We start from the raw sequence: 25,660 nt of genomic DNA, 5'->3' as shown, positions 1-25,660 counted from the left end.
CCATCGGACTGACGAACCGTAGGTCAATCCGCCTTCCCTCGCCCCAGCCCTCTCCCAGAGGGAGAGAGAGCAATCCGAGCAAATTGGGAATCCGCTTGTTGTGGGTGCGAATTCATTCATAAAGGTCAGCGCCGTTGATCCGGCCCTTTCAAAGCCGCGCCCAGTGCCCATCAAGCTGACGATGAGCCATCAGGTGGGGCAGCACAGCTGACAGCAAAGGCTCCTTGAACGCATCCTGAAAGCGGTGCGCCAGGCCCGGAATCAGCTTCAGCTCCGAGCCCTTGATATGCGCCGCCACATGCACGCCATGCATCACCGGCAGCAGCGGGTCGGAAGTTCCGTGCACGACCAGGGTCGGCACCTTGAGGCGGTTGAGCAACTCTACCCGGCTGGGTTCGGCGAGGATGGCCAACAACTGCCGCTGCACCCCTTCCGGGTTGAAGGCCCGGTCGTAGGAACGCGCGGCCTGCTCTCGCAGTGAAACACGGTCGTCGCTCACGTCGGGGCTGCCAAGGGCGGCGAGCAGGTCGGCCTGCTGTTCGATGGCCACCTCGCGGTTCGGTGCTTCGCGCCGTGCCAGTAGCTCCAACAATGCCGGGCTTGGCGCCGGCAGGCCCTGGGCGCCGGAACTGGTCATCACCAAGGTCAGGCTGAGCACGCGCTCCGGCGCAAGGTCAGCCACGTGCTGGGCAATCATGCCGCCCATGCTGGCACCCAGCACATGCGCCTGCTCGATACCCAGCGCATCCAGCAGGCGCAAGGAGTCACGGGCCATGTCGCGCAGCCCGTAAGGCGCAGCAACTGGCAGGCCTAGGCGATAGCGCAGCACTTCGTAGGCCAGGTTCGCCGCTGGTGGCGAACCGGTCCAGGCCGACAGCCCCACGTCGCGATTGTCGAAACGGATCACCCGGAAGCCGCTCTCGCAGAGCCGCTCCAGCACCTCATCGGGCCAATGGATCAGCTGGCCACCCAGCCCCATGATCATCAGCAGCGCGGGGTCCCGGGCGCTACCCACACTCTGGTAGGCCAGGCGCACTTCGCCCAGGACGACGATCTCGGTCGGAGTGGTCACGTCGCATCGAGCAGACGCAAAGGAAGGCAGGCCGCAAATGAGCGCGACGAGCAGGATCAGCACACGCATGTCGGAAATCCAGAACGCAAAACCCCAGTAGAGTGCGATTCTGATGAATTCCTTGCGCTCGCACTGACACAGTTCCGTGACAGTTTGATGAAGGGTGCCGAACGGTCATCAGAGGTCAACGGAAGGGGCCGTACCAGGATTGGCCGGCGCCCTTCCGGTACGGTTCAGACTCCGACCTGGCGCTTGGGTGCGCTGGTCCGCTGCGAGTGTTCCCAGTTGGCCGCAAGACCGACGGGCACATCCTCCGGCTGCAGCGTGCGGCGTCCACGGACCAGGTCCGAGGCGCGCTCCGCCAGCATGATGGTGGGTGCGTTGAGGTTGCCGTTGGGCTCGGTGGGGAACACCGACGAATCGATGACCCGCAGGCCTTGCAGCCCCCGAACACGCAGCTCCGAGTCGACCACCGCCATATCGTCCTCCCCCATGCGGCAGGAGCCGCATGGATGCATGGTGCTTTCCATGTTGGCGCGGACAAAGGCGTCAATTTCCTCGTCTGTCTGCACCTGCGGCCCGGGCGCCAGCTCTACGCCACGGTAACGGTCCATGGCCGGCTGGCCGATGATCTCCCGGGTCAGACGCACGCAGCGGCGGAAGCCCTCGCGATCTTCCTCGCTCTCCAGGTAGTTGAAGCGGATCTCCGGATGCTCGTAGGGATCGGCCGACAACGCATGCACATGACCGCGACTCTTCGGCTTGTTCGGGCCGGTCAGCACCATGAAGCCATGTCCCTTGAACGGCTTGTCACCGTCGTAGCGCATCGCCGCAGGGAGGAAGTGGAACTGGATGTCCGGCCAACGCAGGCCCTTCTCTGAACGGATGAACCCACCCGCCTCGAAATGGTTGCTGGCGCCCAGGCCGTCCTTGAACAGCAGCCAGCGCAGGCCGATCAGTGCCTTGGCGAACAGACCCATCTTGCTGTTCAGGGTCACCGGCTCCTTGCATTCGTACTGGATGTAGATTTCCGAGTGATCCTGCAGATTCTCGCCCACGCCCGGCAGGTCGTGCTTGACCTCGATCCCGGCCTTTTTCAGGACCGCCGCCGGGCCGATGCCGGAGCGTTGCAGCAAGTGCGGCGAGCCGATCGGCCCGGACGACACCAGGACCTCGCGGTTGCAGTACACGGTGTGAGTCTGGCCACCGCAGTCATACTCGACACCAACGGTCCGTTTGCCGTCGAGGAGGATGCGCCGGGTCATGGCGTGGGTCACCACAGTCAGGTTCGGCCGCTGCATGGCCGGGCGCAGGTAGGCATTAGCGGTGGACCAGCGCACGCCGTCCTTCACCGTCATGTGCATGGCACCGAAGCCTTCCTGCATATGACCGTTGCAATCGTCGGTCTTGATGTAGCCAGCCTGTGCGCCGGCTTCCACCCAGGCGCCGTATAGCGGGTTCTGCATGTTGTTGCCGTTATTGGTGCTGAGCGGGCCGTCCGCGCCGCGGTAGTCATCGCCGCCGAACTTGTAGTTCTCGGCACGTTTGAAATACGGCAAACAGTTCCGGTAGCCCCAGCCCTTGGCCCCCAGCGACTCCCACTCATCGAAGTCGTAGGCGTGGCCGCGGATGTAGACCAGACCGTTGATCGACGAGGAACCGCCGAGCACCTTGCCACGAGGGCAATGCAGGCGGCGGCCATCGAGATGGGGTTCAGCCGTGGTTTCGTAGCGCCAGTTGTACTTCTTGGTGTTCATGGGGATCGAAAAGGCACTGGGCATCTGGATCAGCACGCTGCGGTCGCTGCCGCCGAACTCCAGGACCAGAACGGAGGTGCCGGCATCCTCGGTCAGACGGCTGGCCAGTACACAGCCGGCCGAACCGGCACCGATGATGATGTAGTCGTAGCGCTTATTCATTGCTGTAGCCCTTTGCATTGAGGCCCAGTGCCTCGGTCTTGCTGTCATCACGCTTTGGGTACGCTCCCCAGCCCAGTTGTCTTGCCAGGGCACGGGTCAGGCCGTAGTGGATCAGGCCCGCCAGCAGGCAAGAAGGCAGTGAAGCAGTGGCGAAGGTGAAGAAGGTGGTATTGGCCAGGGTCTGCGGGTTGAACACCACCACGTAGATGGCGAAGCCCGCCACCAGCGCCACCAGGGCGATGGGGTTGAAACCCTTCCAGAAGCGGAACGGGGAAACCCCTTCCGACGCATACAGGTGGCGCAGGTTCAGGCGCTGGCGACGCAGGAAGAAGTAGTCCGCGATGCCGATGCCGGCCAGGGCGCTATTCAGCGCGGAGGTCCAGACCAGGAAGATGAAGAACCCGTCATAGATGCCCGGCGCGAACAGCACGATCGCCATCGGCGTAATGCAGAACAGCACCACCAGCAGTTCCCAGCTCATCTCCCGCAGCTTCCGACCGGCGAGTTGGCGCAGGCCGACGATGGAGGTGTAGAGGATGTTGATCATGCTGGTGACGTTGGCGAAGGCCACGAAGCCCAGGGCGATCACCCCGAAAGTCAGGCCACCGATGTGCGTCATCCACACCGTTGGGTCGCTATCGCCGAGTGCGGATGCCGCCAGCAGGCCCACTACTTCACCCAGGGAAGCCGCAGCGAAGATGCCAATGATGTTCGGCCAGAACGCCGTACGCTGGTTCTTCGACAGACGCGCCAGGTTGCCGATGTAGGGCCACCAGGAGAAACCCGCCGCCATGTTCACCTCGACGGCGATCATGAAGTTGACGCGCTTGTCATCGAAGGGCGCATCCAGGGCAGGCAGCGCCATCAGCTCGGCGAAGGAATGCTTGCTGAGGATCATGTAGAGCATCACACCCATGATCACGATCAGCGCCGGCGCGACGATGGTGTTGAACACCTTGATGGAAGTCGGCCCTTTGGCCACGACTATGCCGGTCAGCAGGATCGCGAAGAAGCCCGAAGCCAGCACGATCCAGCCATTGGGATCGGTCTTGTGTTCTGAAAGCAGCCCGGTGAGCCCATCGATGGAACGGCCGAACATCAGCCCCAGCACCGCCAGCCAGCCCATCGTCAGGAACACCACCGCCAGCACATAGACCAGGCGGCTGCCGTTGCCACCGAACATGCTGCGCAGGAAAGTGAACTGTTCCGTCCCGTACTTGCCGCACGGCACGCAGGTGGAGAAAGTCGCCAGCAGCACGCCGAGGATGTTGCCGATGACGATCGCAGCGATCCCCTCCTTGGGTCCGACGAACAGAGCCGTCGCGCCACCGATGAGGAACGCCCAGGTGGCGATGGCCAGGGCCGAGTTGGCGTAGGTGAACTCCCAGAAGCCCCACATCCGCTCCGAGGGCAGCAGAGGCGTATCGCCCCGCTCCGCTTCCAGCGCGTGGTTGACGGGTTCGTGATTGGCCATGGCTCAGTACCCCCAGACATAGAAGCCGATGACCAGTACCAGCGTCATCAGGGTCATTGCGGTGTAGTCGACGGCGTTCAACGCCCCCGGCCAGTCATGGCTTTCCTCCATCTGCTCGTAGACACGTATGCGTCTTTCCAAGTCCTGCGCGCGTTGAATGTGGGGCTCGCTGTTCATCTGGGCATCACCTCAGAGGGTTCTTGTTATTGAAATTCGATGCATCCCGACCAATGAGCACCGACGCCGGGGCGCCGGTGCAGGTTTCCGCCCTGCTCCTCAGGGCAGTGTGATCCAGACCGCTTTGGTTTCCAGCAGGTATTCGAGCTGCTCCGACCCGAGGTCCTTGCCGTAGCCCGACTGCTTGTAGCCGCCGAAGGGCATCGACGGGTCGATCGTGCTGTGCGCGTTGACATACACGGAGCCTGCGCGCAGGCGCGGAATCAGGTTGTGTACGCGACCGAGATCGTTGGAATAGATCGCCGCGGCGAGGCCGAACGGTGAATCGTTGGCCAGCGTCACCACTTCCTCTTCGTCATCGAACGGCGCCGTCACCAGTACCGGGCCGAAGATCTCTTCCTGGACGATGCGCATGTCATTGCGACAGTTGGCGAAGATGGTCGGCTGGACGAAGAAGCCCGGGCCCTCGACAGCCTCTCCGCCGAAGTAGACCTCCGCACCTTCGGACTTGCCGGTTTCGATGTAGGCCTGCACCCGTTCCTGCTGCTGGCGCGACACCAGTGGGCTGATGAAGCAGTCCTCATCAAGGCCCGGCGCCATCTTCAGGCTGGCGGTGTAGTCGGCCAGCTCACGCAGGAACTCGGCATAGACGCTGCGGTGGATATAGGCGCGGGTGCCAGCATCGCAAACCTGCCCGGAGTTGAAGAACACCCCGTTGGCCACAGCCTGGGCAGCCGCTTTGAGGTCAGCATCGGCAAACACAATGACCGGCGACTTGCCGCCCAGTTCCAGAGTCAGGCGCTTCATCTGGTCCAGGGCGGCCTTGCCCACGGTGCAACCGACCGGGGTCGAGCCGGTGAAGCTCAGCTTGTCGATCCCCGGATGGCTGGACATGGCCGCGCCAACCACGCTACCGCGCCCGGTGACGATGTTCACCACGCCATCCGGAATGCCGGATTCCTGCACCAGCTCCGCGAAGCGCAGGGCCGACAGCGAGGTCAGCTCCGCCGGCTTCACCACCACGGTGCAACCAACTGCCAGGGCCGCGCCGAGTTTCCAGGCCATGGTTTGCAGCGGGAAGTTCCACGGCACGATGACACCGACCACGCCCACCGGCTCCTTGCGCGTATAGGCCAGATAGTTGCCGGGCAGGGACGGCTCGACGGTACGACCGTGGATCTTGCTGGCCCAGCCAGCGAAGTAGCGGAAGGTGTCGATAGTGCCCTGGATATCCACAGCGCGTGCCTGGGCCACGGACTTGCCCATGTCGATCGATTCGATTTCCGCCAGCTCGTCGGCATTGGCCTCGATCAGGTCGGCCAGGCGATGCAGCAGGCGCTCGCGCTCCAGCGGCTTGAGCAGACGCCAGGCACCACCGTCGAACTGCGCGCGGGCAGCCTGCACGGCGCGGTCCAGATCATCCGCCGTGCCCATCGGGATGCGCCCGAGCACACCCTCGGTGGAAGGCTCGATCACCTCGGCGGTGCCGCCGTCGGAAGCCTCCAGCCAGGCCCCGCCAATGAACATCTTCTGGGGTTTGGAAAGAAAACGCTGAGTGGCTTCGGATACGCCGTACTGCTGCAGGTAGCTTTTGATTGTGGTGTCCATCGTCATTCTCTTGGTCGTGCACTCGTCGAGTGGTGGAAAAGTCAGGCCAGACGCTCCCGCGCCAGATAGGGTCGGATCGACCATCACTGGCGTTGGATCAAGCGTGAATGGAGATCGGGAGTCGGCAGGAATGCCGCACAAATCAGCGGGCTGCAGGCAGGTCGGGGTTCGACGCGGCCGCATTGGGGAGAGGTGGTGTCGCCATGCCAAGGCACCATGATGCGCCTCCGATTTGTTGTTATGGATTCGGCGAGGCAGCCCTTGCATCGGGCCACCGTTGACACGACTATGCCCCCAGTTTCACATGGGTAAAATGCAAAATATCAGATACAAAAATCGGCAATTTCCGATTAATAAAAAAGGCGGGAGGTTGCGGTGATCCAACTCTATGACGTCGACCTGAAACTGCTCCGGGTCTTCGAGACTATCGTCAAGTGCGGTGGCTTTTCCGCGGCCCAGGCCGCGCTCAACGTCGGTCAGTCCACCATCAGCGAGCAGATGAGCCAACTGGAGGCGCGCCTCGGGGTCAAACTCTGCCAGCGCGGGCGCAGTGGCTTTCGCCTCACCGAGCAGGGCGTGGCGATCCACGAGGCGGCACAGCGCCTGCTGTCGGCGGTGGAGGCCTTCTGCATGGACGCCGATGTGCTCAAGCAGAACATCAGCGGCACCCTGAACCTGGGCATCATCGACACCACCATCACCGACCCGGACTCGCCGTTGCCTGCCACCACCCAGCGTTTTGTTTCGCGCGGGCACGATGTACATCTGAGCGTCTATGTCGGCACGCCGTCCGAGCTGGAGGAACGAGTGCTCGACGGCCGTCTGCACCTGGCCATCGGACACTTCCCCTTTCGCGTGCCGGGCCTGAACTACTCAGCGCAGTACCAGGAGGCGCTTGGGCTCTACTGTGGCCGGCACCATCCGCTCTATTCGAGCAAGGCCAGGCCTGAGCGTCTGCTGGAAGAGATCGCCACCTCACGCATCGTCGCCCGTGGCTTCATGCAGCAAAGCGACCTGGAGCTGGTGGGTGCCAGCAAGGCTGCAGCCACCGTGGACAATATCGAAGCCCTGGCGATCCTGATCATTTCCGGTGCCTACCTCGGCTTCCTGCCCTGCCACTTCGCCGCCCGCTGGGTCGAAACCGGCGACATGCGCCCACTCCTGCCCGACCGCCTGCGCCCCTTGGCGTCCTTCGACGCCATCACCCGACGCGGCCTTGCGCCACCACCGATCCTCCAGGCGTTTCTCGATGACCTGGCGAGCAGCGCGCGGCGGGGCTGAGAGCCTTGCAGGAGCATGGGGGACGCCGAGTTCTTGCTCGCGAACCCGACCTTTTCGCGAGCAAGCTCGCTCCTACAAGAGATGCATCCAGTTCATTCGCAAAGGGCCGCAACGCGGCCCCTCCCCCTCACCGGCAGTTGAACTCCGCCCGCAACTGTCGCGCCGCCGCCACCATGTTCACCAGCGCCGCCTCGGTCTCCGGCCAGGCGCGGGTCTTCAGGCCGCAATCAGGGTTGACCCAAAGCCGTTCGGCGGGAATGCGCTCGGCCGCCTTGCGCAGCAGGCCGGCCATTTCGGCGCTATCCGGCACGCGTGGCGAATGGATGTCGTAGACGCCCGGGCCGATCTCATTCGGGTAGGCAAAGGCCTCGAAGGCCTCCAGCAACTCCATGTCCGAGCGCGAGGTTTCGATGGTGATCACGTCTGCATCCATGGCGGCGATGGACTCGACCACATCGTTGAACTCGCTGTAGCACATGTGGGTGTGGATCTGCGTTTCGTCCCGCACGCCGGAGGCGCAGAGACGGAAGGCCTCGGTGGCCCAGTCCAGGTAATGCTTCCACTGCTCCTGACGTAACGGCAGGCCCTCACGGAAGGCGGCTTCATCGATCTGCACGATGGGGATGCCGGCGGCTTCCAGATCCACTACTTCGTCACGAATGGCCAGCGCCAGTTGCTTCGCCTGCACCTCGCGCGATACGTCTTCACGCGGGAAGGACCACATCAGCATGGTCACCGGGCCCGTCAGCATGCCCTTCATCACCTTGCTGGTAAGGCCTTGCGCATAGCGGACCCACTCGACGGTCATGGCCTTCGGACGGCTCAGATCGCCATAGATGACCGCTGGTTTCACGCAACGGGAACCGTAGCTCTGCACCCAGCCGAAGCGGGTGAAGGCATAGCCGTCCAGTTGTTCGGCGAAATACTCGACCATGTCGTTGCGCTCGGCTTCACCATGCACCAGTACGTCCAGGTCCAGTTGCTCCTGGATCTCCACCGCATGGCGAATTTCGCTGTGCATGGCCTCGATGTATTCAGCCTCCGACAACTTGCCCTGTTTGAACGCCTGACGCGCCAGGCGGATCGCCGCGGTCTGCGGGAAGGAGCCGATGGTCGTTGTGGGGAACGCCGGCAATTGCAGGCGCTCGCGCTGCTTGACGATGCGCTCGGCGAACGGCGAAGGCCGCTGGCTGTCCTGCGGGCCGATGGCCGCGACGCGGGCCTGCACGTCGGGCTTGTGGATACGCGGCGAGGCAGCGCGATCTTGTTGCACCGCACGGCTCGCGGCCAGGGCCGCCAGCACCTCGGGCGACTCCGGCTGTTCCAGGGCACGGGCCAGCACGGCCACCTCCGCGCACTTCTGCACGGCAAAGGCCAGCCAACCTTTCAGATCGGCGTCCAGCTGGTCTTCACGAGCGAGGTCCACCGGGCTGTGCAGCAGCGAGCAGGACGGCGCCACCCAGAGGCGCTCGCCCAGGCGGTCGTGAGCGTGTTGCAGCACCGCCAGGGCCTTGTCCAGGTCGCAGCGCCAGACGTTGCGGCCATTGACCACGCCCAGGGACAGCACTTTGTAGGCTGGCAGGCGATCCAGGATGGTCGGATATTGTTCGGGCGCGCGCACCAGGTCGATGTGCAAGCCATCAAGCGGCAGGCTCGCGGCCAGGCCAAGGTTGTCCGCCAGGCCACCGAAGTAAGTGGCGATCAGCTTCTTCACCGGCTCGCGCTGCAGCAGATTGTAGGCCCGCTCGAAGGCGTTCTTCCAATCCTGCGGCAGGTCCAGCACCAGGATCGGCTCGTCGATCTGCACCCACTCCACGCCCAGGGCGGCCAGGCGCTGGAGGATTTCACCATACACCGGCAGCAGGCGCTCCAGCAGGTCCAGCTTGTCGAACACCTGGCCCTTGGCTTTGCCCAGCCAGAGATAAGTCAGCGGGCCGATCAGCACCGGCTTGACCTTGTGGCCCAGCGCATGGGCCTCTTCGACCTCTTCGAACAATTGCTGCCAGCTCAGGGAGAACGACTGATCAGCCGTAAACTCCGGCACCAGATAGTGGTAATTGGTATCGAACCACTTGGTCAGCTCCTCTGCGAGAAGGGGCTGCGGATGGGCACCGCCACAGCAGCTATTGCTGCTCTTCCTTCCAACACCACCTCGGGCCATAGCGAACAGGGTCTGCAGGCTCGGTTGGCCGGCGTCCGGGCGGAAGCGCTCCGGGATCACGCCGAAGGTCAGCGAGTGGGTCAGCACCTGGTCGTACCAGGCGAAATCGCCCACGGGCAGCAAATCGATACCGGCATCCTTCTGCAACTGCCAATGCTCGGCGCGCAGCTGGCGACCCACGGCGCGCAGGCCGGCCTCGTCCAGTTCGCCTTTCCAGAAGGCCTCCAGGGCTTTTTTCAGTTCACGGTCACGGCCGATGCGCGGGAAACCGAGGGAATGGGACAGGGCCATGTCTTGAAACTCCATGCAAGTGATGGCGCCCATTGTCGACAGCGGCAGACACTTGAGACAAACTCAACATATTCGTGTTGATCTCAAGTTTTATTCATAGAGAACCTCCAATGCTCGAACTGCGCCACCTCAAGACCCTCCACGCCCTGCGCGAGGCTGACAGCCTGGTGGAAGCCGCCGAGCGACTGCACCTCACCCAGTCCGCCCTCTCCCACCAGTTCAAGGAACTGGAGGAACGCCTCGGCATGCAACTGTTCGTGCGCAAGACCAAGCCCGTGCGCTTCACCAGCGCCGGCTTGCGCCTGCTGCAACTGGCCGACAGCGTGCTGCCGCAGCTTCGCGGCGCCGAGCGCGATATTGCCCGCCTGGCTGGCGGCACCGCCGGGCGGCTGCATATGGCCATCGAGTGCCACAGCTGCTTCCAGTGGCTGATGCCGACCATCGACCAGTTCCGCGATGCCTGGCCGGAAGTGGAACTGGACCTGGCCTCAGGCTTCTCCTTCGCCCCACTGCCGGCCCTGGCCCGTGGCGACCTCGACCTGGTGGTGACTTCCGACCCGATTGACCTGGCTGGCATCACCTACGTACCGCTGTTCACCTACGAAGCGCTGCTGGCAGTGGCCAACCAGCATAGCCTGGCCGGCAAGGCCTACGTGGTACCGGAGGACCTGGCCACGGAAATCCTCATCACCTACCCAGTGGAGCGCGACCGACTGGATATTTTCACCCGCTTCCTCGAACCCGCCGACGTCGAGCCCGCCCAGGTGCGCACCTCGGAACTCACGGTGATGATGATGCAACTGGTGGCCAGCGGTCGTGGCGTCTGCTGCCTGCCCAACTGGGCGCTGCACGAATACAGCTCTCGCGGCTACGTGACCGCCAAGCGCCTTGGCGAGAAAGGTCTTTACGCCACGCTCTACGCCGCCATCCGCTCTGACATGCTGGACGCGCCCTTCATGCGCGACTTCCTGCTCACCGCCAAGGACACCTCGTTCGCCACGCTGGAAGGGGTGAGTGCGGCGCGCTAGGAGAAATCGCCCGACGCCGCGCCTGCGGGAGCAGCCACCGGGTCACTCTCTTCGAACAGGTACTGCATGAACAGCGAGAAGATCTCCCGCTCACTGGTGATGTCGAGCTTGTAATAAAGCCGCTGCTTGTAGTTCTTCACAGTTCCCGGGCTCAGCCCCAGCTTCTTGGCGATGCTGCTGTTGCAGTAGCCGCGCATCACCTTCTCTACGATCTGGCACTCGCGGGGGCTCAGTTCGTAGCGCTGGTAAAAGCCCTGCAGGGGTGCCTGGGCGTCCCGCTTCAGGTAGCCCGCACTGCCAGTCTCGGCAAAGATGATGCGGCAGGCGCGAATCTGCGCATGATCGATGCTCGACATCTCCCAGTGCAGGATGCGCTCCTCCAACCGCACCGGCGCGCGCTCCGGCATGGCCAGGGCGGTGTCGATGAGTTGCTGCTCGGCCAATTCGCCACAGAGCCTCGACCAGTTCGTGTTGCGATAGACCAACCCACCGTCTTGGGCAACGACCGCCACCCCGACCTGACCATCACCGAAGAGCGAACCCAAGCGCCCCTGGATCGCGAACCGGATATGTGCGGCGTGGGCGTCGACGAGGATCGGGTAAAGCCGGCGCATCCAAGCCATCTCGGTGGTGGTGAAGCAACGCGCCTGGCGGTCGAAGCACAGGGCAATGTAGGCATGTCCGGGACTGGGCAGCAGGATCGCCAGTTCGTCGAGAATCTCGCCGGACTTGAAGATCTCATCGAAGAAGGCGTTGGCCGGATCCACGGTGCGGATCTCATCGAATGAGGTCACCGCCGGCACATTGCCGCTCTCGACGAGCCTGAGCAGCGGGTCCAGGCGATACAGGCTGCTCAGGTAGTTTTCTATCGCCGCCGCGTCCAGCGACGCGTTGACCAGCAACTCGGGGGCGGCGAAACGGCTGTACTTGACCACCAGCCGTCGCTCGCAATCGATCAATCCGCTCAGTAGCCCGACCAGGCGTTCATAGAAGGACTCGCTGCCGATCGCCGAGATGATCTGGGCAACCGCTCCGACCTCGTCCCCCTTGATACACGCTGGTGTCGTCATGCGCCTGCTCGCCAATAAGCCCTAGGACGGGCGTCCTGCCTGCAGCCCGGCCCCGGTCAATGGCGCAACGTTACGCCGCATGCGCAGCTGCAACAAGCCGCCCACGACGCCGAGGAAACTCACCATTAGCAGCACTGCCCAGTTCTCATACCAGGGAATGTTCGGGTAGCGTGGCCAGGCAATATTCAGCGTCTCGAACAGCACCCAGGCGGTCGCCACGCAGATCAGCGGTGCGCTGAGCCGGCCCAGGCTGAACGGACCGTTGCGCCATTGCCCATTCAGCACATGCAGGCTCGCGGCGACCAGGGGAAACGCAAAAGCGATATAGAAGCCCGAAATGGTGAAGTTCAGCAGGATCGGATAAAGGTTGGTGAACGAAAGCAGGAACAGGGTCGTGGACAAGGCCCCTGTGAGCAGGATGGCATTGACCGGCAACTGGTCGCTCCCGGACAGACGGCATAGCCAGTCGGCACGCGGCAATTGCCGATCACGGCCGAACGCCCAGATGACTCGCGAGACCGAGGCCTGGATGCCCAGCATGCAGGCCAGGAAACCTATGACGAAAAGCACCAGCATTCCCCGATAGGCCAGCGGGCCGAGGTGGTGCACCAGGATGCCCGCGACAGGATCGGTACCGTCCGCCATCGGCAAGGACGGAATCGCCAGGATCAGGCTCAGACACGAGAACGCCACCACACTGCCGACCGCAGCCATGCACAGCAGCATCGCACGCGGTACTGCGCGCTCGGGGTGCTTGACCTCCTCTGCCACCGCCCCAGCACTCTCAAAACCGAGGAAGGCCCAACCGCAATAGGCAATCGCCAAGGCGGCCTTGGAACTGAAGAAGCCATCCAGGCCAGTGCCCACGCTGTCGAACAGGTCCGCGCCCGGCAGGATGTAACTCAGTGGATTGACCTGGAACTCGACCAGCAACAGCACGCCGACACCTACCGAACCGATCACCTCGGCCGCGATGCAAAGCCAGACGATCGCTGCGAACATCCTGCGACCGCTGGTATTGCCCCAAGTGACGAACGCAATCAGGCCAAGCGCCAGAAAGACGCTGACCAGCCTGGACTCCGGGTCCAGCCCCAGCAGCTGTGCCAGGAAGCTCGCCCCGCCTAGCGCCACAGCCGCCATCGTGATGGTCAGTGTGCAGATGTAAGTCCAGCCAGCGAACCAGCCATCGCGAGGCCCGATCAGGTGCTTGGACCATTGGTAAAGGCTGCCCTCCAGGGGAAAGCGCGACACCAGCATCGCAAATACCAGGGCAACCAGAAATTGCCCCGCCATCGCGATTATCAGCCCCCACCAGAATGCGGGGCCGACATCAGCCAGGCCAAGGCCGAAAATAGAATAGAGCGCGACGATCGGCGAGATGAACGCGAACGCCAGCGAGAAGGTTGAAGAGAGGGTCAGTTCACGCAGGAGTTTTCCCTCGTCTGGGCCGTTGGCCCCTTCCTGCACATCTGCATGTCTAGCCACGGTTGTGCTCCCGCCGGCATGGTGAACACCATGCCGGTCTGTCTTGTTGTTATGAAGGCTCCGATGGGCCAGAGCCGGAGGATTCACTGGCGACGGGATAGCGCCGCTGCCGCCATGGCATCCAGCAGGATCCGCATGCCCAGGCGCGAGGTGATCCCGGAAGGGTCCCAGGGCGGAGAAACCTCGGCGATATCGATCATGCGCAACGGCGCCCGGGAGAACTGCGCGATGATCCCGAGGATTTCTCGCGGCGTCATGCCGCAGGGGGTCGGGACACCGGTGCCAGGGGCATAGGCGCCATCCATCACGTCGATATCGATGGTCAGGTAGACCGCATCGACTCCCGCTGAAGCCAACTCGGCCGCCTGCCGGCCAACCTCTTCCGCCCCGAGGCGCCAGACGTCCTCGAGGGTGAACAGGTTGATGCCCTTGTCACGCACATAGGCCAGTTCCGAGCGGGGGTTCATCCAGCCACTCGGGCCGATGGTGACGATGTTCTTCGGGTCGATGCCGGCATCCACCGCACGGGCGATCGGGCAGCAATGGTTGAGCGTCTCACCACCGACGTCCTCGGCAGTGTCCAGGTGGGTGTCGAAGTGGATCATCCCGCAGCGGCGATATTTCTGCGTGAAGGCCCGCACCGGCCCGATGGTGATGGAGTGATCGCCGCCCCCAATAATTGGCATGACATCGGCTTCCAGCAGAGCGGCGATCATCTCCTGGGCACGAGACTGGGTGCGTTCGGAGTTGCCTGGCACGATCGGGACATCGCCGCAATCGACGATGTTGAACTCGTCGGCCAAATCCATACCGGACTGGAAGTTGTAGGTCAGGAATTGCTCGCTGGCTTCACGCAAGCCACGCGGACCGAAGTTGGTGCCGGTGCGGCTGATGCAGGTGCCATCCCAGGGAAAACCCACGAAAGCCGCACTCGCGCCAGCCTGGCGAAGCGCTTGGGCATCGGGCTGGACCCGGGCGCGATTGAGGAAGGTGCCGGGAAGGTTTACATGCAGGCTACCGTCCCACATCGTTTGATCGACTACAGGCTCACTCATGTTCTTATCCTTGTTGAAATCCGTTGAGGTTTGACACAACCCACCATGGGGCGCGTGAAGCCATCTTGGGATTCCCCTCCTGGAGCGACAATAGTGCCGAAAGGCACTATCGGAGAAGGCTGAAGCAGCCCGTGTAACGGGTGCGATCGCCCCGTGCCAGGTAGCAGTAAACGCGTCTGGACAGGACAGGAAAAGACGTGGAAGGAGTGAGCGCAGCGCGGCGAGCAAACAGCCGGCTTTTGTGAGGGTGAATTCATTCACCGGGCAGGCCGACGGCCTGCCCGGTTATCAACAGATCAAGCCTCCTCGAAGCTCAGCTCCGGCGGCTGGCGGCGGAAGCCGCCAGTGAGCCAGCCGAGGTAGATCACTCCCAGCGCCAGCCAGGTCAGGCCGAGGATGATCGCCAAGTGATCCAGGCTGACCATCAGCCACAACGTCGCGACCATGCCCAGCAGCGGGAACAGCAGGAACTGCACCCGTTCGCGCAGGCCGCGTCGCTCGCCACCCAGCCAGTAGTGGAAGATCACCGACAGGTTCACCAGGGTGAAGGCCAGGAAGGCGCCGAAGTTGATGAAAGACGTCGAGGTGGTCACGTCCATTCGCAGCGCCAACAGGGCCACCCCGCCGCACAGCACGATGCTGCCCACGGGGGTACCGAAGCGCTCACTCAGCCGCCCGAACACCGACTGCGGCAGGACGCCGTCACGGCCCATCGCGAACAACAGGCGCGAGGCGCTGGCCTGGGCCGACAGGCCCGAGGTGAACTGACCGACGATCAGGCCGATCAGGAAGATCGACACGAACACATCGCCACCGATGTTGCGAGCGATCTCATAGGCTGCCGAATCCGTGCTCTGGAACTCGACCGACGGATGCGCCAGCTGCACGAAATAGGACGTGGCGATGAAGATCAGCCCACCGATCAGCGTGATCAGGAGGATGGCTCGCGGGATGGTCTTGCGCGGCTCGCGGGTTTCCTCGGTGAGGGTGCTCACCGCATCGAAGCCGAGGAAGGAATAACAGGCGATGGCTGCGCCGCTCATGATCAGCGGCAGCTGCATCCCATCCTTGAGGAAGGGCTCCAGCGACCACAGCGGTTTGCTCGCGTCACCCAGCACGTAATGCACACACAGCCCCACGAAGGCGATCAGCACCAGGAACTGGACGACCATCAGCACGCCATTGATGTTCTTCGCCAGACGCAGCCCAACCACATTGATGACCGTGGTCACGCCGATGAAGGCCAGCACCCAGACGGCCTGGGGCACTGCCGGAAACGCCGAATGCAGGTAGGCGGCGCCGATCAGCCAGATGGCCATGGGCAGGAACAGGTAGTCCAGCAGCACCGCCCAACCGGCAAGAAAGCCCAGCTTCGGGTTGATAGCCTTGCGCACATAGCTGTACGCCGAACCGGCGACCGGGAAGGCAGCGGCCATTCGGGCATAGCTCAGGGCGGTGAAAAGCATGGCCAGGGAGGCCGCGACATAGGCGGCCGGAACCAGGCCGCCGGTGGTGTCGGCAAGGATGCCGAAGGTGCCGAGGACGATGATCGGGGTCATGTAGGCAATGCCGAAAAGCACCACCGACCCCAGCGACAAAGTGCGCTGCAGGTGAGCCATTACTGCTACTCCGAATTATTGGTTGTTGTGGCAGAGCCGAAGTCGGCATGAAGCATCAGGCGGTCACCCTGCGAGAGGGGCGGCCAAGCGTCGGGGTCAAGGGATCAGCAGCTCGCGGCGGCCATCGGTGTGCTCGATGCGCTCGCCCGGCAGACTCAAGCGGCGCTCATCGAGGTACCGGTAGTCCGCGCGGGCAGCCTTGAGTTGGTCGAGGTCGAGTTCGACGATCTGCCGGCACTCTCCGCGCCCGGCCTCGCAAAGCAGGCTCCCGAAGGGATCGACCACCGCGCTTCCACCGGCGAAGATCAGGTTGTCATCACCCTCGCCTACCCGGTTCACCATGACGGCGAACGCCTGGTTTTCCTGGGCGCGAGCCATGATCGCGGTGCGGTGGGTGGGGCCGTACGGGTCCATGTTGCCGTTGGTGACGATGATCAGCTCGGCACCCAGCTGGCCGAGCGCGCGGGCGGTCTCAGGGAACTCGATGTCGAAGCAGATCAGGATGCCAACGCGGATGCCTTTCCACAGGGCGGTGGCATAGCGGTCACCCGGCGTGAACACCCCGCGATCCGAGGCCCAGAGGTGGGTCTTGCGGTAGCGCAGGGCAATGCCCTCAGGGGTGATCAGCACGGTGGTGTTGTAGAACGTGCCCGCATCGTTTTCGGCCACACCGACTACCACAGCCACATCGCGTTCGCGAGCGGCGCGCTGCACCGCCTGGACGCTGGGACCATCCAGCGGCTCAGCGACGGCATCGACGTTCCCGGCGGTTGGAAACCCCATCAGTTGGGTTTCCGGGAACACCACCAGGTCGGTGTCCGGCGCGCAGGTGGCAATGGCCTGGAGGGTGCGCTCGAGGTTGTAGGCGGTATCGCCGTCACGACCGGCAAGTTGGACGAGTTCGACCTTCATGGATGCTCCTTGTTCTTGTCAGCGGGCAAGTTGGCGTCACAATGCACGACACCTGCCCTGGGATGGTTCGAGTATGTCGCGCCATCGGCCAGCGGGTAATTACGCGAGCGTGGTAACCCACCGGGGGTAGATGCATGAGTCTCACTTTGCAGGATATCGCCTGGCACCAAGCCGTCGGCCGGCTGATCGAAAGCCTGGACCGCCCCGGTTTCTGGATAGCCCTGGTGCGCCTGCTGGAACAATACGTGCCATTCGACAGCTGGGTGGTCCTGCTTTTCAGCAGCGGCCGGCCGCAGGTATTCGCCGAATGCCCGGGCGCCGGCGGCGGCCCCGACCCGCTGTTCCAGGACTACCTGCGCGGCCTTTTCCAGCTCGACCCGTTCTACATCGCCAGCCGGGAGCGCCATGTCGGCGGCCTGTTCCGCCTGGCTGACGTGGCCCCGGAATGCTTCGAGCAGACCGATTATTACCAGCGCTACTTCCGCCTGAACGTGGTGGCGGACGAGGTGCAACTGAATGTGCCGCTGGAGTGTGAGCGCACGCTGTGCCTGTCCCTGGGTTCGAAGCAGCCTTTCACTCCGGACCAGCTCGCTCTGCTCGGGCTCATCCAGCCCTGGGTCGCCGGCCTGATGCGTCAGCGCCTGGCCTTCGAACAGGAGCTGATGGCCAGCCCGCCGCCCGCTGCACCGGCCTGGCAGGAAAAACTCGAAGCGGTCGGCCTGCAAGTGGAAAGCACCCTGACCACCCGCGAGCTGGAAGTCGGCAAACTGATGCTCAGCGGCTGCTCCAGCAAGGAGATCGCCCGCAAGCTGGCCATCTCGGCGGAGACGGTGAAGGTCCACCGCAAGCACATCTACAGCAAGCTGGGGATCAAATCACAGTCAGAGTTGTTCAGTTTGTTCCTCAAGGCGCAGGAAGCTTGATTAGAAGCGCGCCCACAATAGGTCACCAGCGACTTATTGCATCCCCATAAACAACGACGCCCGACTTCAATCAGCCAGGCATTCATTCACGAACTACCATATCAGCCGTTACTGCAACCCTCACCAAAGACCATATATTCCAAGCGATGAACTCTGCCTTGGTGGTCTTCATACGTCATATAGGCTGGAACTACACCACAGGCCGTGGAAGTGTCGCTGCGGGAAATGACCTTGGCGACATCCAGTTTCATCCCGTAATGGTACTTCTCGGTCTCGGTGCCTTGTGCCACGGCGGTTTCCAGCGACTCTGAGGCGAAGGCGAGCGAAGACATGCCGGCGAGCGCCAGCAGTGCGAAGGCTTTCATTGAAATGATTCCCGATGGTAGGCAGTTAAAACTTCGGCCAGCTCTCCACAAGCTGGCCGAAGGTACAACGCAACACCCAAGCAAGGTGAAGTTACGGCAGCGTCGCCTCATCGTGGGAGGCAGGACTATTTTAAGTTCCGCTTCTATCGGAAAACAGGCGCAAACAAAACAAGGACTCTTTACTGGGCGAACAACAATCCATTGAGAAAGCCGGAAGTTTCCGGCTCGTTGCCTGCTTCACCGATCACCACGGTGCAGGTCATGCCCGCCGCCAACAACACGTCATCAGGCACTTCGTCCAAGTGGATGCGCACCGGCACCCGCTGGGCCAGGCGTACCCAGTTGAAGGTCGGATTCACGTCGGCGATCAGCTCACGGCTTTCCGGGTTGTCGCGGTCGTAGATAGCCCGGGCAATGCTGTCGACATGGCCTCTTAGACGTTCGCCGCTCATCAGTCGCAACTCGGCCGCATCGCCGACCTTGATGTGCGGCAGGCGGGTTTCCTCGAAATAGCCGTTGACGTAGAAGGACTGGCCATCCACCAGCGCCATGCTGGCTTCGCCGCGCTGGGCGAAGTCGCCCTTGTAGACATTGAGGTTAGTGATGTGGCCCGCCACTGACGCGCGCACTTCGGTGCGAGCGAGATCAAGCCGTGCGGCATCCAGCGCGGCCAGGGCCTGGCGGTACTCGGCCAGCGAGGCGGCGGCCAGGTGGCCGGCGTCCTCGCGGCTTTCGCGGGAGACCACCAGGTCGTCCATATCGGCACGGCGATCAGCGTTGACCTTGCGCATGTCCAGCGCCGCCTTGCGCGCCGCCACCAGCACCTCGGCCTCTTGCACCGCTACCTGATAATGGGACGGGTCAATGCGCAGCAGCAGGTCGCCCGCCGCTACCCGCTGGTTGTCGCGCACCGCCACTTCCACCACCAGACCGGCCACGTCCGGAGCGATATTGATTACATCCGCCCGCACGCGGCCGTCGCGGGTCCAGGGTGAATCCATGTAGTGCAGCCACAAGGTGCGCACCAGCAAAACGGCCAGGGCGAGGATCAGCAGGGTCACGCCGACACTGAGAAGTCGTTTCAGGGACATGGCAAATCTCAACGGTAGATGGTCAGCGCCAGGGCGCCGTAAAGGCAGGTGAACAGACCGACGCGCAGCAACGCCGGATGCCAGGCATGGCGGTACAGGCCGCGCCAGGCGAACAATCGGTCCAGCCCCCAGCCCAGCACCAGGGCCATGAGGAACAGCAGGGTCAGGCTCGGCATGTAGACGCCGTGCAGGGCGATCTCACGTGGCATGGGCGAATCCTTGCGAATGGGCGGGTACCGCTGCATCGCGCAGCGGGGTCTGCGGGTCGAGCAGTGAGGTTCGGATGAAATGCAGGTAGCTCTGCAGGCGCCGCAGGGGCGAGGTCTCGAACTGCGGGGCACAGGGCTCGGCGGTGCTCCGCACGCTGTCGATGGCCTGCTCCACGGCGGCCAACGCGCGCTGGCGGTTGGCTTCTGATGGCTGAATGAACAGCCGCACCAGCGCCCGGCCCATGGCTCGGATCGCGTTGCGCCAGTGCATGTGCTCTGCATAGCAGGACAGCGCCGGCAAACGTGCCTGCTCAAGGCGCAGCTCGATCACCGCATGGCCCACCTCTTGCACCAGGAACATCCAGCGCAGCAGCTGGCGTTGCACATCCGGCCGCCCCGCCGAATACAGATAGGCCTGGTTCAGCAGGTCGCGGGTACCGCTCTCGAAGCCCGACACCAAACCCTTCATCCGCCCGCTCACGGCCTGCACCACGCACATGCGCAGATCGCGCTCCAGGCGCCGCCAAAGCCAGCGCCGGTTCGGCGGCAGCAACACGCCGGCGGCCACGGTGGCCAGCCCCATGGACAGCAGTGAGGCGAGGTACTCGTTGATCACCCGATGCGGGTCGTAGAGGGTCAGGTTGGCCGGCAGCGAAATCATGCAGAACCACACCAGCAGGCCCAGGCCAGCGCCGGCGTACTGTGGACGCGAGAGCAGGAAGGCGCCCAGCGCCACCACGGGAGCGAGGGCACAGCAGAGCAGCGCGAAGCCATCCAGCCAGGGCAGTACCCAGAAGGTCGTCACAAAGCCCAGGCAGGCGCCGGCCAGCGCGCCAAGGCTGAGCTGGGCGGAGAGCCGTCGGGGATTGGACGACGACGACGCCAGCGCCGAGACCATCCCGACAGTCATGGCGAAGGTGCCACCGCTGGGCCAGGCGGTGGCCATCCAAAACGCACTCAGGGCGAGGATCAGCAGGCTGCTGCGCAGCCCCGCAACTGCAGCGGCGACGGCATTGGCACGCGGCCGGAAACTCTCCTTCCACTGTTCGCGGGAATGGTGGTGTTCCAACAGTGAGGCGTGGGTCTGGGCGTAGTTGTGCAGGTCATCGACGAAGCGGTAGAGCAGCTCGGCGGCAGTGTCGAAGTCCAGCGCCCGGGCCTCGCTCGGCTGTTGCATCGCCAGTTGCGCGCGACCGGTGCGGATCAGCTGCATCAGTTCCACCTTGCAAGCCTCCAGTCGCTGGGCCAGGGCGGACGCATCAGCCTCACTGCTCAGCCGGTCACGCAGGGGCGCCAGCAGGCGGGCCACTTCGGCGAGGCAGGGAGCGAGGGCGTCGAGCACTGCGACTCCGCTCTGTGGCTCTTCGTAGGAGCCAGCTCTGCTGGCGAACCCCTGCGACCCGGCGCTTTCGCCAGCAGAGCTCGCTCGTACAGTCGGGCTCGGCGCGCGGGGCGTCTCATGGGCCACACGACGGAGCAATTGGTGCAGCCCGTGGAAGCGCGTGGAAAGCACCATGAACTCGTTGTTCAGCCGTGCCAGCCGGCCGCTGCGCATGCGCATGTGCGGATCTTCGAAGGCGGTGGCATTGCGCATGTTCTCCAGACTTACGGCAGCAGCAGCGAAGTGCGCATTGGCAGCGTCGAAGCGCTCCGTATCGAGGCCCCCGGCCAGCCCCTCGCAGGCAAAGGCGGCGAAATCGCGGAAGCGTCCGTGCAAGGTGTTGCGCAGGTCAGCGCGGGTGGACTGCGGCAGGATCAGGCCATTGACCAGCCCGGTGCAGAGAATCCCCAGGGTAATCTCCAGTACCCGCCACAACGCCTGCATGAAGGCGCCTTCCGGGTGCAGGGTGGCCGGCAGGCCGATCATCACCGCCGTATAGCCGGCCAGCACGCAGGCGTAACCGCGGAAGTCGCGGTAACGGGCGGCGCCTGCCGTGCACAGGCCGATCCAGATCGCCAGGCTGAGCATGAACAGCACCCGCTCCTGATTGAATAGCGCAATCAACGCCACCATCACCGCCAGCCCCAGTAGAGTGCCGATGATGCGGTAGAAGCTTTTGGCCAGGACCTGGCCGCTCTGCGGTTGCATGACGATGAACACCGTCACCAGCACGGTGCCCGGCTGCGGCAGCTCCAGGCGATAGGCCAGCCACAGGGCGAGGAAGGCCGTGAGCAAGGTCTTGAAGATGAAGGCCCAGGTCAGGCCATCGTTGCGCGCCCACTCGGCCAACGCGCGCTTGAAGGTTGACGCCATGGGAAGTCCTCAGGGTTTGGGCAAGAAACGCAACGCGGGTTCACGCGGAGCCAGGCTCGCGTCCGACGGGCCGCCGGGTTCGGGCAAGACGCCCCCGCCGAGGGCCAGCAGCAGATCGGCCTGGGCGCTGAGCTGCGCGGCGCGCACCTGCTGCTGTTTGAGCTGGCGCTGGAACAGCAGCGGCTGCGCCTCCAGCACGGTGTCGAAACTGGTGAGCCCACGCTGCTGGGCCAGTAGCGCCAGGTCACAGGTCCTTTGCGCAGCCGCTACCGCTTCGGCGGCGAACTGTTGCTGCTGGTGCAACGACGCCTGACGCACCAGAGCGTCGGCCACTTCCTGCAGTGCACGCAGCAGAGTCTGGTTGTAATGCTCCACCGCCAGGTCATAGCCGGCAGCGGCAGCCCCCAGCTCACCACGGCGCAATCCACCGTCGAATACCGGCAGGCTGAGTGCCGGGCCGAAGCCGTAGGTCATCTTGTCGTAGCGCAGGAAATCGAGCATGGAGCCCTGGGTGGCATTGGTGCCCAGTCCGCCGAGCAGGTTGATGTTGGGGTAGAAGCCAGCCTTGGCTACTTCGATGCCACGGGCCTCGGCTGCCACTTGCCAGCGGCTGGCCACCAGGTCCGGGCGACGCCCGAGCAGCTCCAACGGCAATTGCGCCGGCAGGCCAGGCAAGCGGTGCAGGGCCAGGCGCGGTCGCAGCAGGCGCTCACCCTCCCCCGGCCCCTTGCCAGCCAGCATCGCCAGTTGGTGGCGGACCAGGGCGATGGATTCGTTCAGTGAATCGATCTGCCGATGGGTCTCCGGCAGCGCCGCCTCGGCGCGACTGATCTCCAGGCGCGTGCCGATGCCATCACTCAGGCGCTGCTTGGCCAGATGGAGGATTTGTTCCTGCTGCGCAAGACTGGCTTGGGCGATGTCCTGTTCGGCGAAGAGCAGCGCCAGATGGATGTAGCTGCGCATGATGTTGCCCTGCAACTCCAGCGCGGCCACTCGCGCCTCGGCCACCGCCACGCGAATCTGGTCCAGCGCCTGGTGGCTGCGGCTGCGCTCACGTCCCCAAAGATCCAGGTCGTAACTGAAGCCCAGCAGGCTGGTGTTGTTCCAGGTCGTCGTGCGGGCCAGTTCGCCGGGGCCATAGAAGAAATCGTGGGGCCAGCGCTTGTGCTGAAGGTTGGCCTCCAGGTCCACCTGAGGAGCCTCCGCGGCCTCCACCGCACCCGCCAGGGCGCGAGCCTGACGTACCCGAGCGGCCGCCATGGCCAAGCTGGGGCTACCCGCCAGGGCCTCATCCATCCAGCCATCCAACTGTGGATCGGCGTAGACGCGCCACCATTGGGCGTCGGGCCAGGCAGCCTCGCGCTCGGCGCTGCGGATAGCCGACCCGGGATCGAGGTGCTGCGCATCCAGGCGGTTGGCCTGTGGCGCGATGCCCTGGCTATCGATACAAGCGGTGAGGAGCGAAACAACGACGAACAGGCTGGCACGGGCGAAGACGGGCCGGGGATTGCGGAGCACTGCGGCAGATCCTGAATGCTGGGGGGAGCCCGGCGCCTGCCGCAAAGGGCCACGGAGCCGGGAAGGCTGGCGATTCTAGGGTCAGCCCGAGCCGAGGATAAGCAGACGAACAGATGAAGGATTGTGTACTGAAATAGCCATAATCCCTGACATACTTCGTGACAAAATTCGCACCCCTCCCGGGCCGGAACCCTCCATGGACATCCTCTTCAACATGCGCGCCTTCGTCTGCGTGGCAGAAACCGGCAGTTTCACCGCCGCTGCCCAGCGCATGGATCTCACCACTTCCTATGTTTCCCGAGCAGTCGCCACCCTGGAGACCCACCTGCGCACCCGCCTGCTGCACCGCACCACGCGCCGCATCGCGCTCACCGAGGCCGGCCAGCGCTATCTGCTGCGCTGCGAGCAGATCCTCGGCTATATCGAAGAAGCCGAGGCCGAGGCCAGCGAGGCCCATGCTCGGCCCGTGGGCAACCTCAAGGTTCATGCCATGACCGGCATCGGCCAGCATTACCTGATCAAGGCCATTGCGCAGTACAGCGAGAAGTACCCGGACGTCAGCTTCGACCTGACCCTGGCCAACCGCATCACCGATCTGCTCGACGAGGGCTACGACATTTCCGTGGTAATCGCCCAGGAGCTGCCCGACTCCGGGTTCATTTCGAAGCAGCTCGGCACCACCTACAGCGTGCTCTGCGCATCCCCTGATTACATCGAAAAACACGGCGCTCCCCGCCAGCCGGCGGACCTCTCCAGGCACCGCTGCCTGCGCCTGGTGAACAACGTGATGGCGCTGGACAAGTGGCTGTTCGACGGCCCCGATGGCCAAGAGCAGGTCAGCGTCAATCAGACACCCTTCCAGGTGAACACCGCCGACGCCATGACCGAGGCCATCAGGGCCGGCATCGGTATCGGCGTGGTGCCGGTCTACTCGGCTAGCAGCGGGCTACAGGACGGCAGCCTGGTACGCGTGCTGCCCAACCACCGCCTGTTTCCACTCGGCATCTATGCGCTCTACCCGTCGCGACAGTTTCTCGATGCCAAGATCAGGACCTGGGTGGAGTTCCTCCGCGACTTCCTGCCTGAGCGCTTGCAGGCCGATGAGCAGGCCGTGGTCGATTGCAGCATGCGCCTGGGCGGTGCTCGTCCCTAGGACGCCAACCCGCTCCCATAAACGAGAGAGGGGCTGTCCGTGCCGAAGCTGAAACCACCTATGGGGGCGAATTCATTCGCTAAGCTGGCCGAAGGTCTGCCCATGGCGGCTCGAGCAGCCTGAAGCATCCCTCAACCCGCCCTCTCCCAGTGGGAGAGGGGAGCTGGAAGCTCAACCCTTCAGCACCCCGCCATCCACCGGAATCAGCGCCCCGGTGACATAGCTGGCCAGCGGGCTGGCGAGGAAGGCCGCCACCGCTCCGAACTCCTCAGGGGAGCCGTAGCGCCCGGCCGGGATCGCCGTCTGTTCCTCCGCCATCAAGGTTGCCACCGGCGTGCCACTGCGCTCTGCCGCACGGAACAGCAGCGACTCAGTGCGTTCGGTCCAGAACGAGCCGGGCATCAGGGTGTTCACCGTCACCCCATCGGCAGCAACCTCCGTCGAGAGCGTCTTGGCCCAGTTCGCCAGGGCCGCCCGCAATGAGCTCGACAGCACCAGGCCCGGGATGGGCTCCACCACACTGGTGGAAGAAATCATCAGGATGCGGCCAAAGCGGCGTTGGCGCATGCCCGGCAGGAAGGCCTTGGTCAGCGTCATGGTGCCCAGCAGCATGGCGTCGAGCTGCTGGTGCCACTGACGCGGATCGAAGTCCACCGCATCGGCCGGTGGCGGGCCTCCGTTGTTGGCCACCAGGATATCTGGCGCACCAATGGCCGCCACCACCTGTTCGATGGCCATGTCCAACGCGGTGAGGTCGTTCAGATCCACCGCCACCGCCTGGGCATCGCCGCCGGCCTTGCGAATGCGCTCCACGGCCATCTCCAGCTTGGCCAGGTTGCGCGCTACCAGGCAGACGCGCACGCCCTCCTTCGCCAACGCCTCGGCGACGCCGAAGCCCAGGCCCGAGCTGCCGCCACAGACCAGCGCGCTACGGTTTTCCAATAGAAGGTTCATTTTCCATTCTCCCTATGTGGACTCGCCCGCCAGTGTGCGCC

At 63.9% G+C, this 25,660-nt stretch carries 21 protein-coding genes; 4 read left to right on the top strand and 17 right to left on the bottom strand.

What is annotated here, in order from left to right:
• Nucleotides 1-148 precede the first annotated feature (148 nt).
• From J7302_RS00235 to J7302_RS00215, 5 genes are all read right to left on the bottom strand, one after another.
• Nucleotides 149-1,141 (bottom strand): alpha/beta fold hydrolase, encoded by a 993-nt coding sequence (locus tag J7302_RS00235; protein WP_215368527.1) that lies wholly within the window; start codon nucleotides 1,139-1,141, stop codon nucleotides 149-151.
• 164 nt (nucleotides 1,142-1,305) lie between these two features.
• Nucleotides 1,306-2,991, bottom strand: a complete 1,686-nt coding sequence (gene betA / locus J7302_RS00230; RefSeq protein ID WP_215368518.1) for a choline dehydrogenase — start codon at nucleotides 2,989-2,991, stop codon at nucleotides 1,306-1,308.
• Nucleotides 2,984-4,465: a purine-cytosine permease family protein gene (locus J7302_RS00225; RefSeq protein WP_215368517.1), complete on the bottom strand. Its 1,482-nt coding sequence runs from the start codon at nucleotides 4,463-4,465 to the stop codon at nucleotides 2,984-2,986. Before J7302_RS00225 ends, betA begins: the two co-directional genes overlap by 8 nt.
• Nucleotides 4,466-4,468: 3 nt before the next feature.
• Entirely contained in the window at nucleotides 4,469-4,642 is a 174-nt protein-coding gene (locus tag J7302_RS00220) for a hypothetical protein (RefSeq protein ID WP_215368516.1), read from the bottom strand.
• 99 nt (nucleotides 4,643-4,741) lie between these two features.
• Nucleotides 4,742-6,250 (bottom strand): aldehyde dehydrogenase family protein, encoded by a 1,509-nt coding sequence (locus J7302_RS00215; protein ID WP_215368513.1) that lies wholly within the window; start codon nucleotides 6,248-6,250, stop codon nucleotides 4,742-4,744.
• Nucleotides 6,251-6,625: 375 nt separating this feature from the next.
• Here J7302_RS00215 and J7302_RS00210 point away from each other — a divergent pair, with 375 nt between their 5' ends.
• Nucleotides 6,626-7,531, top strand: coding sequence for a LysR family transcriptional regulator (locus tag J7302_RS00210; RefSeq protein ID WP_215368512.1), 906 nt, complete (start codon nucleotides 6,626-6,628; stop codon nucleotides 7,529-7,531).
• A 127-nt stretch (nucleotides 7,532-7,658) separates the two neighbouring features.
• Here the strand turns inward: J7302_RS00210 and metE are convergent, their stop codons facing one another.
• A complete protein-coding gene (metE, locus tag J7302_RS00205) occupies nucleotides 7,659-9,983 on the bottom strand; it encodes a 5-methyltetrahydropteroyltriglutamate--homocysteine S-methyltransferase (RefSeq protein WP_215368510.1) in 2,325 nt (774 codons plus the stop codon).
• A gap of 110 nt (nucleotides 9,984-10,093) precedes the next feature.
• On the opposite strand from metE, the gene metR reads away from it, so the two are divergent.
• The gene (metR, locus tag J7302_RS00200; protein WP_215368506.1) at nucleotides 10,094-11,011 is read left to right on the top strand and encodes a transcriptional regulator MetR; all 918 of its coding nucleotides are present in this window, start codon (nucleotides 10,094-10,096) and stop codon (nucleotides 11,009-11,011) included.
• Here the strand turns inward: metR and J7302_RS00195 are convergent.
• The 5 genes from J7302_RS00195 to J7302_RS00175 form a co-directional block, all read right to left on the bottom strand.
• Nucleotides 11,008-12,081, bottom strand: coding sequence for a helix-turn-helix transcriptional regulator (locus J7302_RS00195; protein WP_215368503.1), 1,074 nt, complete (start codon nucleotides 12,079-12,081; stop codon nucleotides 11,008-11,010). The genes metR and J7302_RS00195 overlap by 4 nt on opposite strands.
• 21 nt (nucleotides 12,082-12,102) lie before the next feature.
• A complete protein-coding gene (locus J7302_RS00190; protein ID WP_215368500.1) occupies nucleotides 12,103-13,566 on the bottom strand; it encodes an APC family permease in 1,464 nt (487 codons plus the stop codon).
• 83 nt (nucleotides 13,567-13,649) lie between these two features.
• Nucleotides 13,650-14,621 carry an agmatinase family protein gene (locus J7302_RS00185; protein WP_215368497.1) on the bottom strand — a complete coding sequence of 324 codons (972 nt, stop codon included), beginning with the start codon at nucleotides 14,619-14,621 and terminating at the stop codon, nucleotides 13,650-13,652.
• 296 nt (nucleotides 14,622-14,917) lie between these two features.
• Complete coding sequence (locus J7302_RS00180; protein ID WP_215368488.1) at nucleotides 14,918-16,240, bottom strand: APC family permease; 1,323 nt, start codon at nucleotides 16,238-16,240, stop codon at nucleotides 14,918-14,920.
• A gap of 96 nt (nucleotides 16,241-16,336) precedes the next feature.
• Entirely contained in the window at nucleotides 16,337-17,152 is an 816-nt protein-coding gene (locus J7302_RS00175) for a carbon-nitrogen hydrolase family protein (protein ID WP_215368486.1), read from the bottom strand.
• A 134-nt stretch (nucleotides 17,153-17,286) separates the two neighbouring features.
• Between J7302_RS00175 and J7302_RS00170 the strand changes: the two genes are divergently transcribed.
• The gene (locus J7302_RS00170) at nucleotides 17,287-18,075 is read left to right on the top strand and encodes a helix-turn-helix transcriptional regulator (RefSeq protein WP_215368484.1); all 789 of its coding nucleotides are present in this window, start codon (nucleotides 17,287-17,289) and stop codon (nucleotides 18,073-18,075) included.
• A 101-nt stretch (nucleotides 18,076-18,176) separates the two neighbouring features.
• On the opposite strand, the gene J7302_RS00165 is transcribed toward J7302_RS00170, so the two are convergent.
• The 5 genes from J7302_RS00165 to J7302_RS00145 all read right to left on the bottom strand — a co-directional run bounded on the left by J7302_RS00165 (nucleotide 18,177) and on the right by J7302_RS00145 (nucleotide 23,512).
• On the bottom strand, nucleotides 18,177-18,440 hold the full coding sequence (locus J7302_RS00165) for a DUF2790 domain-containing protein (RefSeq protein WP_215368482.1): 264 nt from the start codon (nucleotides 18,438-18,440) through the stop codon (nucleotides 18,177-18,179).
• 179 nt (nucleotides 18,441-18,619) lie between these two features.
• On the bottom strand, nucleotides 18,620-19,531 hold the full coding sequence (locus J7302_RS00160) for a biotin/lipoyl-binding protein (protein WP_215368475.1): 912 nt from the start codon (nucleotides 19,529-19,531) through the stop codon (nucleotides 18,620-18,622).
• Between the two features lie 8 nt (nucleotides 19,532-19,539).
• The gene (locus tag J7302_RS00155; protein WP_215368473.1) at nucleotides 19,540-19,740 is read right to left on the bottom strand and encodes a DUF1656 domain-containing protein; all 201 of its coding nucleotides are present in this window, start codon (nucleotides 19,738-19,740) and stop codon (nucleotides 19,540-19,542) included.
• A complete protein-coding gene (locus J7302_RS00150; RefSeq protein WP_215368471.1) occupies nucleotides 19,730-21,994 on the bottom strand; it encodes an FUSC family protein in 2,265 nt (754 codons plus the stop codon). Before J7302_RS00150 ends, J7302_RS00155 begins: the two co-directional genes overlap by 11 nt.
• A 9-nt stretch (nucleotides 21,995-22,003) precedes the next feature.
• Nucleotides 22,004-23,512, bottom strand: coding sequence for an efflux transporter outer membrane subunit (locus tag J7302_RS00145; RefSeq protein WP_215368464.1), 1,509 nt, complete (start codon nucleotides 23,510-23,512; stop codon nucleotides 22,004-22,006).
• A gap of 196 nt (nucleotides 23,513-23,708) precedes the next feature.
• On the opposite strand from J7302_RS00145, the gene J7302_RS00140 reads away from it, so the two are divergent.
• A complete protein-coding gene (locus J7302_RS00140) occupies nucleotides 23,709-24,665 on the top strand; it encodes a LysR family transcriptional regulator (RefSeq protein WP_215368452.1) in 957 nt (318 codons plus the stop codon).
• Between the two features lie 171 nt (nucleotides 24,666-24,836).
• On the opposite strand, the gene J7302_RS00135 is transcribed toward J7302_RS00140, so the two are convergent.
• Complete coding sequence (locus J7302_RS00135) at nucleotides 24,837-25,619, bottom strand: SDR family oxidoreductase (protein WP_215368449.1); 783 nt, start codon at nucleotides 25,617-25,619, stop codon at nucleotides 24,837-24,839.
• Between the last annotated feature and the right edge of the window lie 41 nt (nucleotides 25,620-25,660).

Source organism: Metapseudomonas boanensis, from assembly GCF_018704125.1.
Lineage (GTDB): Bacteria > Pseudomonadota > Gammaproteobacteria > Pseudomonadales > Pseudomonadaceae > Metapseudomonas > Metapseudomonas boanensis.
This window is presented reverse-complemented; position numbering and strand designations above follow the sequence as displayed.

Excerpts from the sequence above, each read along its gene's own strand:
- J7302_RS00235 (WP_215368527.1), bottom strand. The coding sequence starts at position 1,141 with ATGCGTGTGCTGATCCTGCTCGTCGCGCTCATTTGCGGCCTGCCTTCC.
- betA (WP_215368518.1), bottom strand. The coding sequence starts at position 2,991 with ATGAATAAGCGCTACGACTACATCATCATCGGTGCCGGTTCGGCCGGC.
- J7302_RS00225 (WP_215368517.1), bottom strand. The coding sequence starts at position 4,465 with ATGGCCAATCACGAACCCGTCAACCACGCGCTGGAAGCGGAGCGGGGC.
- J7302_RS00220 (WP_215368516.1), bottom strand. The coding sequence starts at position 4,642 with ATGAACAGCGAGCCCCACATTCAACGCGCGCAGGACTTGGAAAGACGC.
- J7302_RS00215 (WP_215368513.1), bottom strand. The coding sequence starts at position 6,250 with ATGGACACCACAATCAAAAGCTACCTGCAGCAGTACGGCGTATCCGAA.
- metE (WP_215368510.1), bottom strand. The coding sequence starts at position 9,983 with ATGGCCCTGTCCCATTCCCTCGGTTTCCCGCGCATCGGCCGTGACCGT.
- metR (WP_215368506.1), top strand. The coding sequence starts at position 10,094 with ATGCTCGAACTGCGCCACCTCAAGACCCTCCACGCCCTGCGCGAGGCT.
- J7302_RS00195 (WP_215368503.1), bottom strand. The coding sequence starts at position 12,081 with ATGACGACACCAGCGTGTATCAAGGGGGACGAGGTCGGAGCGGTTGCC.
- J7302_RS00185 (WP_215368497.1), bottom strand. The coding sequence starts at position 14,621 with ATGAGTGAGCCTGTAGTCGATCAAACGATGTGGGACGGTAGCCTGCAT.
- J7302_RS00180 (WP_215368488.1), bottom strand. The coding sequence starts at position 16,240 with ATGGCTCACCTGCAGCGCACTTTGTCGCTGGGGTCGGTGGTGCTTTTC.
- J7302_RS00175 (WP_215368486.1), bottom strand. The coding sequence starts at position 17,152 with ATGAAGGTCGAACTCGTCCAACTTGCCGGTCGTGACGGCGATACCGCC.
- J7302_RS00170 (WP_215368484.1), top strand. The coding sequence starts at position 17,287 with ATGAGTCTCACTTTGCAGGATATCGCCTGGCACCAAGCCGTCGGCCGG.
- J7302_RS00165 (WP_215368482.1), bottom strand. The coding sequence starts at position 18,440 with ATGAAAGCCTTCGCACTGCTGGCGCTCGCCGGCATGTCTTCGCTCGCC.
- J7302_RS00160 (WP_215368475.1), bottom strand. The coding sequence starts at position 19,531 with ATGTCCCTGAAACGACTTCTCAGTGTCGGCGTGACCCTGCTGATCCTC.
- J7302_RS00155 (WP_215368473.1), bottom strand. The coding sequence starts at position 19,740 with ATGCCACGTGAGATCGCCCTGCACGGCGTCTACATGCCGAGCCTGACC.
- J7302_RS00150 (WP_215368471.1), bottom strand. The coding sequence starts at position 21,994 with ATGGCGTCAACCTTCAAGCGCGCGTTGGCCGAGTGGGCGCGCAACGAT.
- J7302_RS00140 (WP_215368452.1), top strand. The coding sequence starts at position 23,709 with ATGGACATCCTCTTCAACATGCGCGCCTTCGTCTGCGTGGCAGAAACC.
- J7302_RS00135 (WP_215368449.1), bottom strand. The coding sequence starts at position 25,619 with ATGAACCTTCTATTGGAAAACCGTAGCGCGCTGGTCTGTGGCGGCAGC.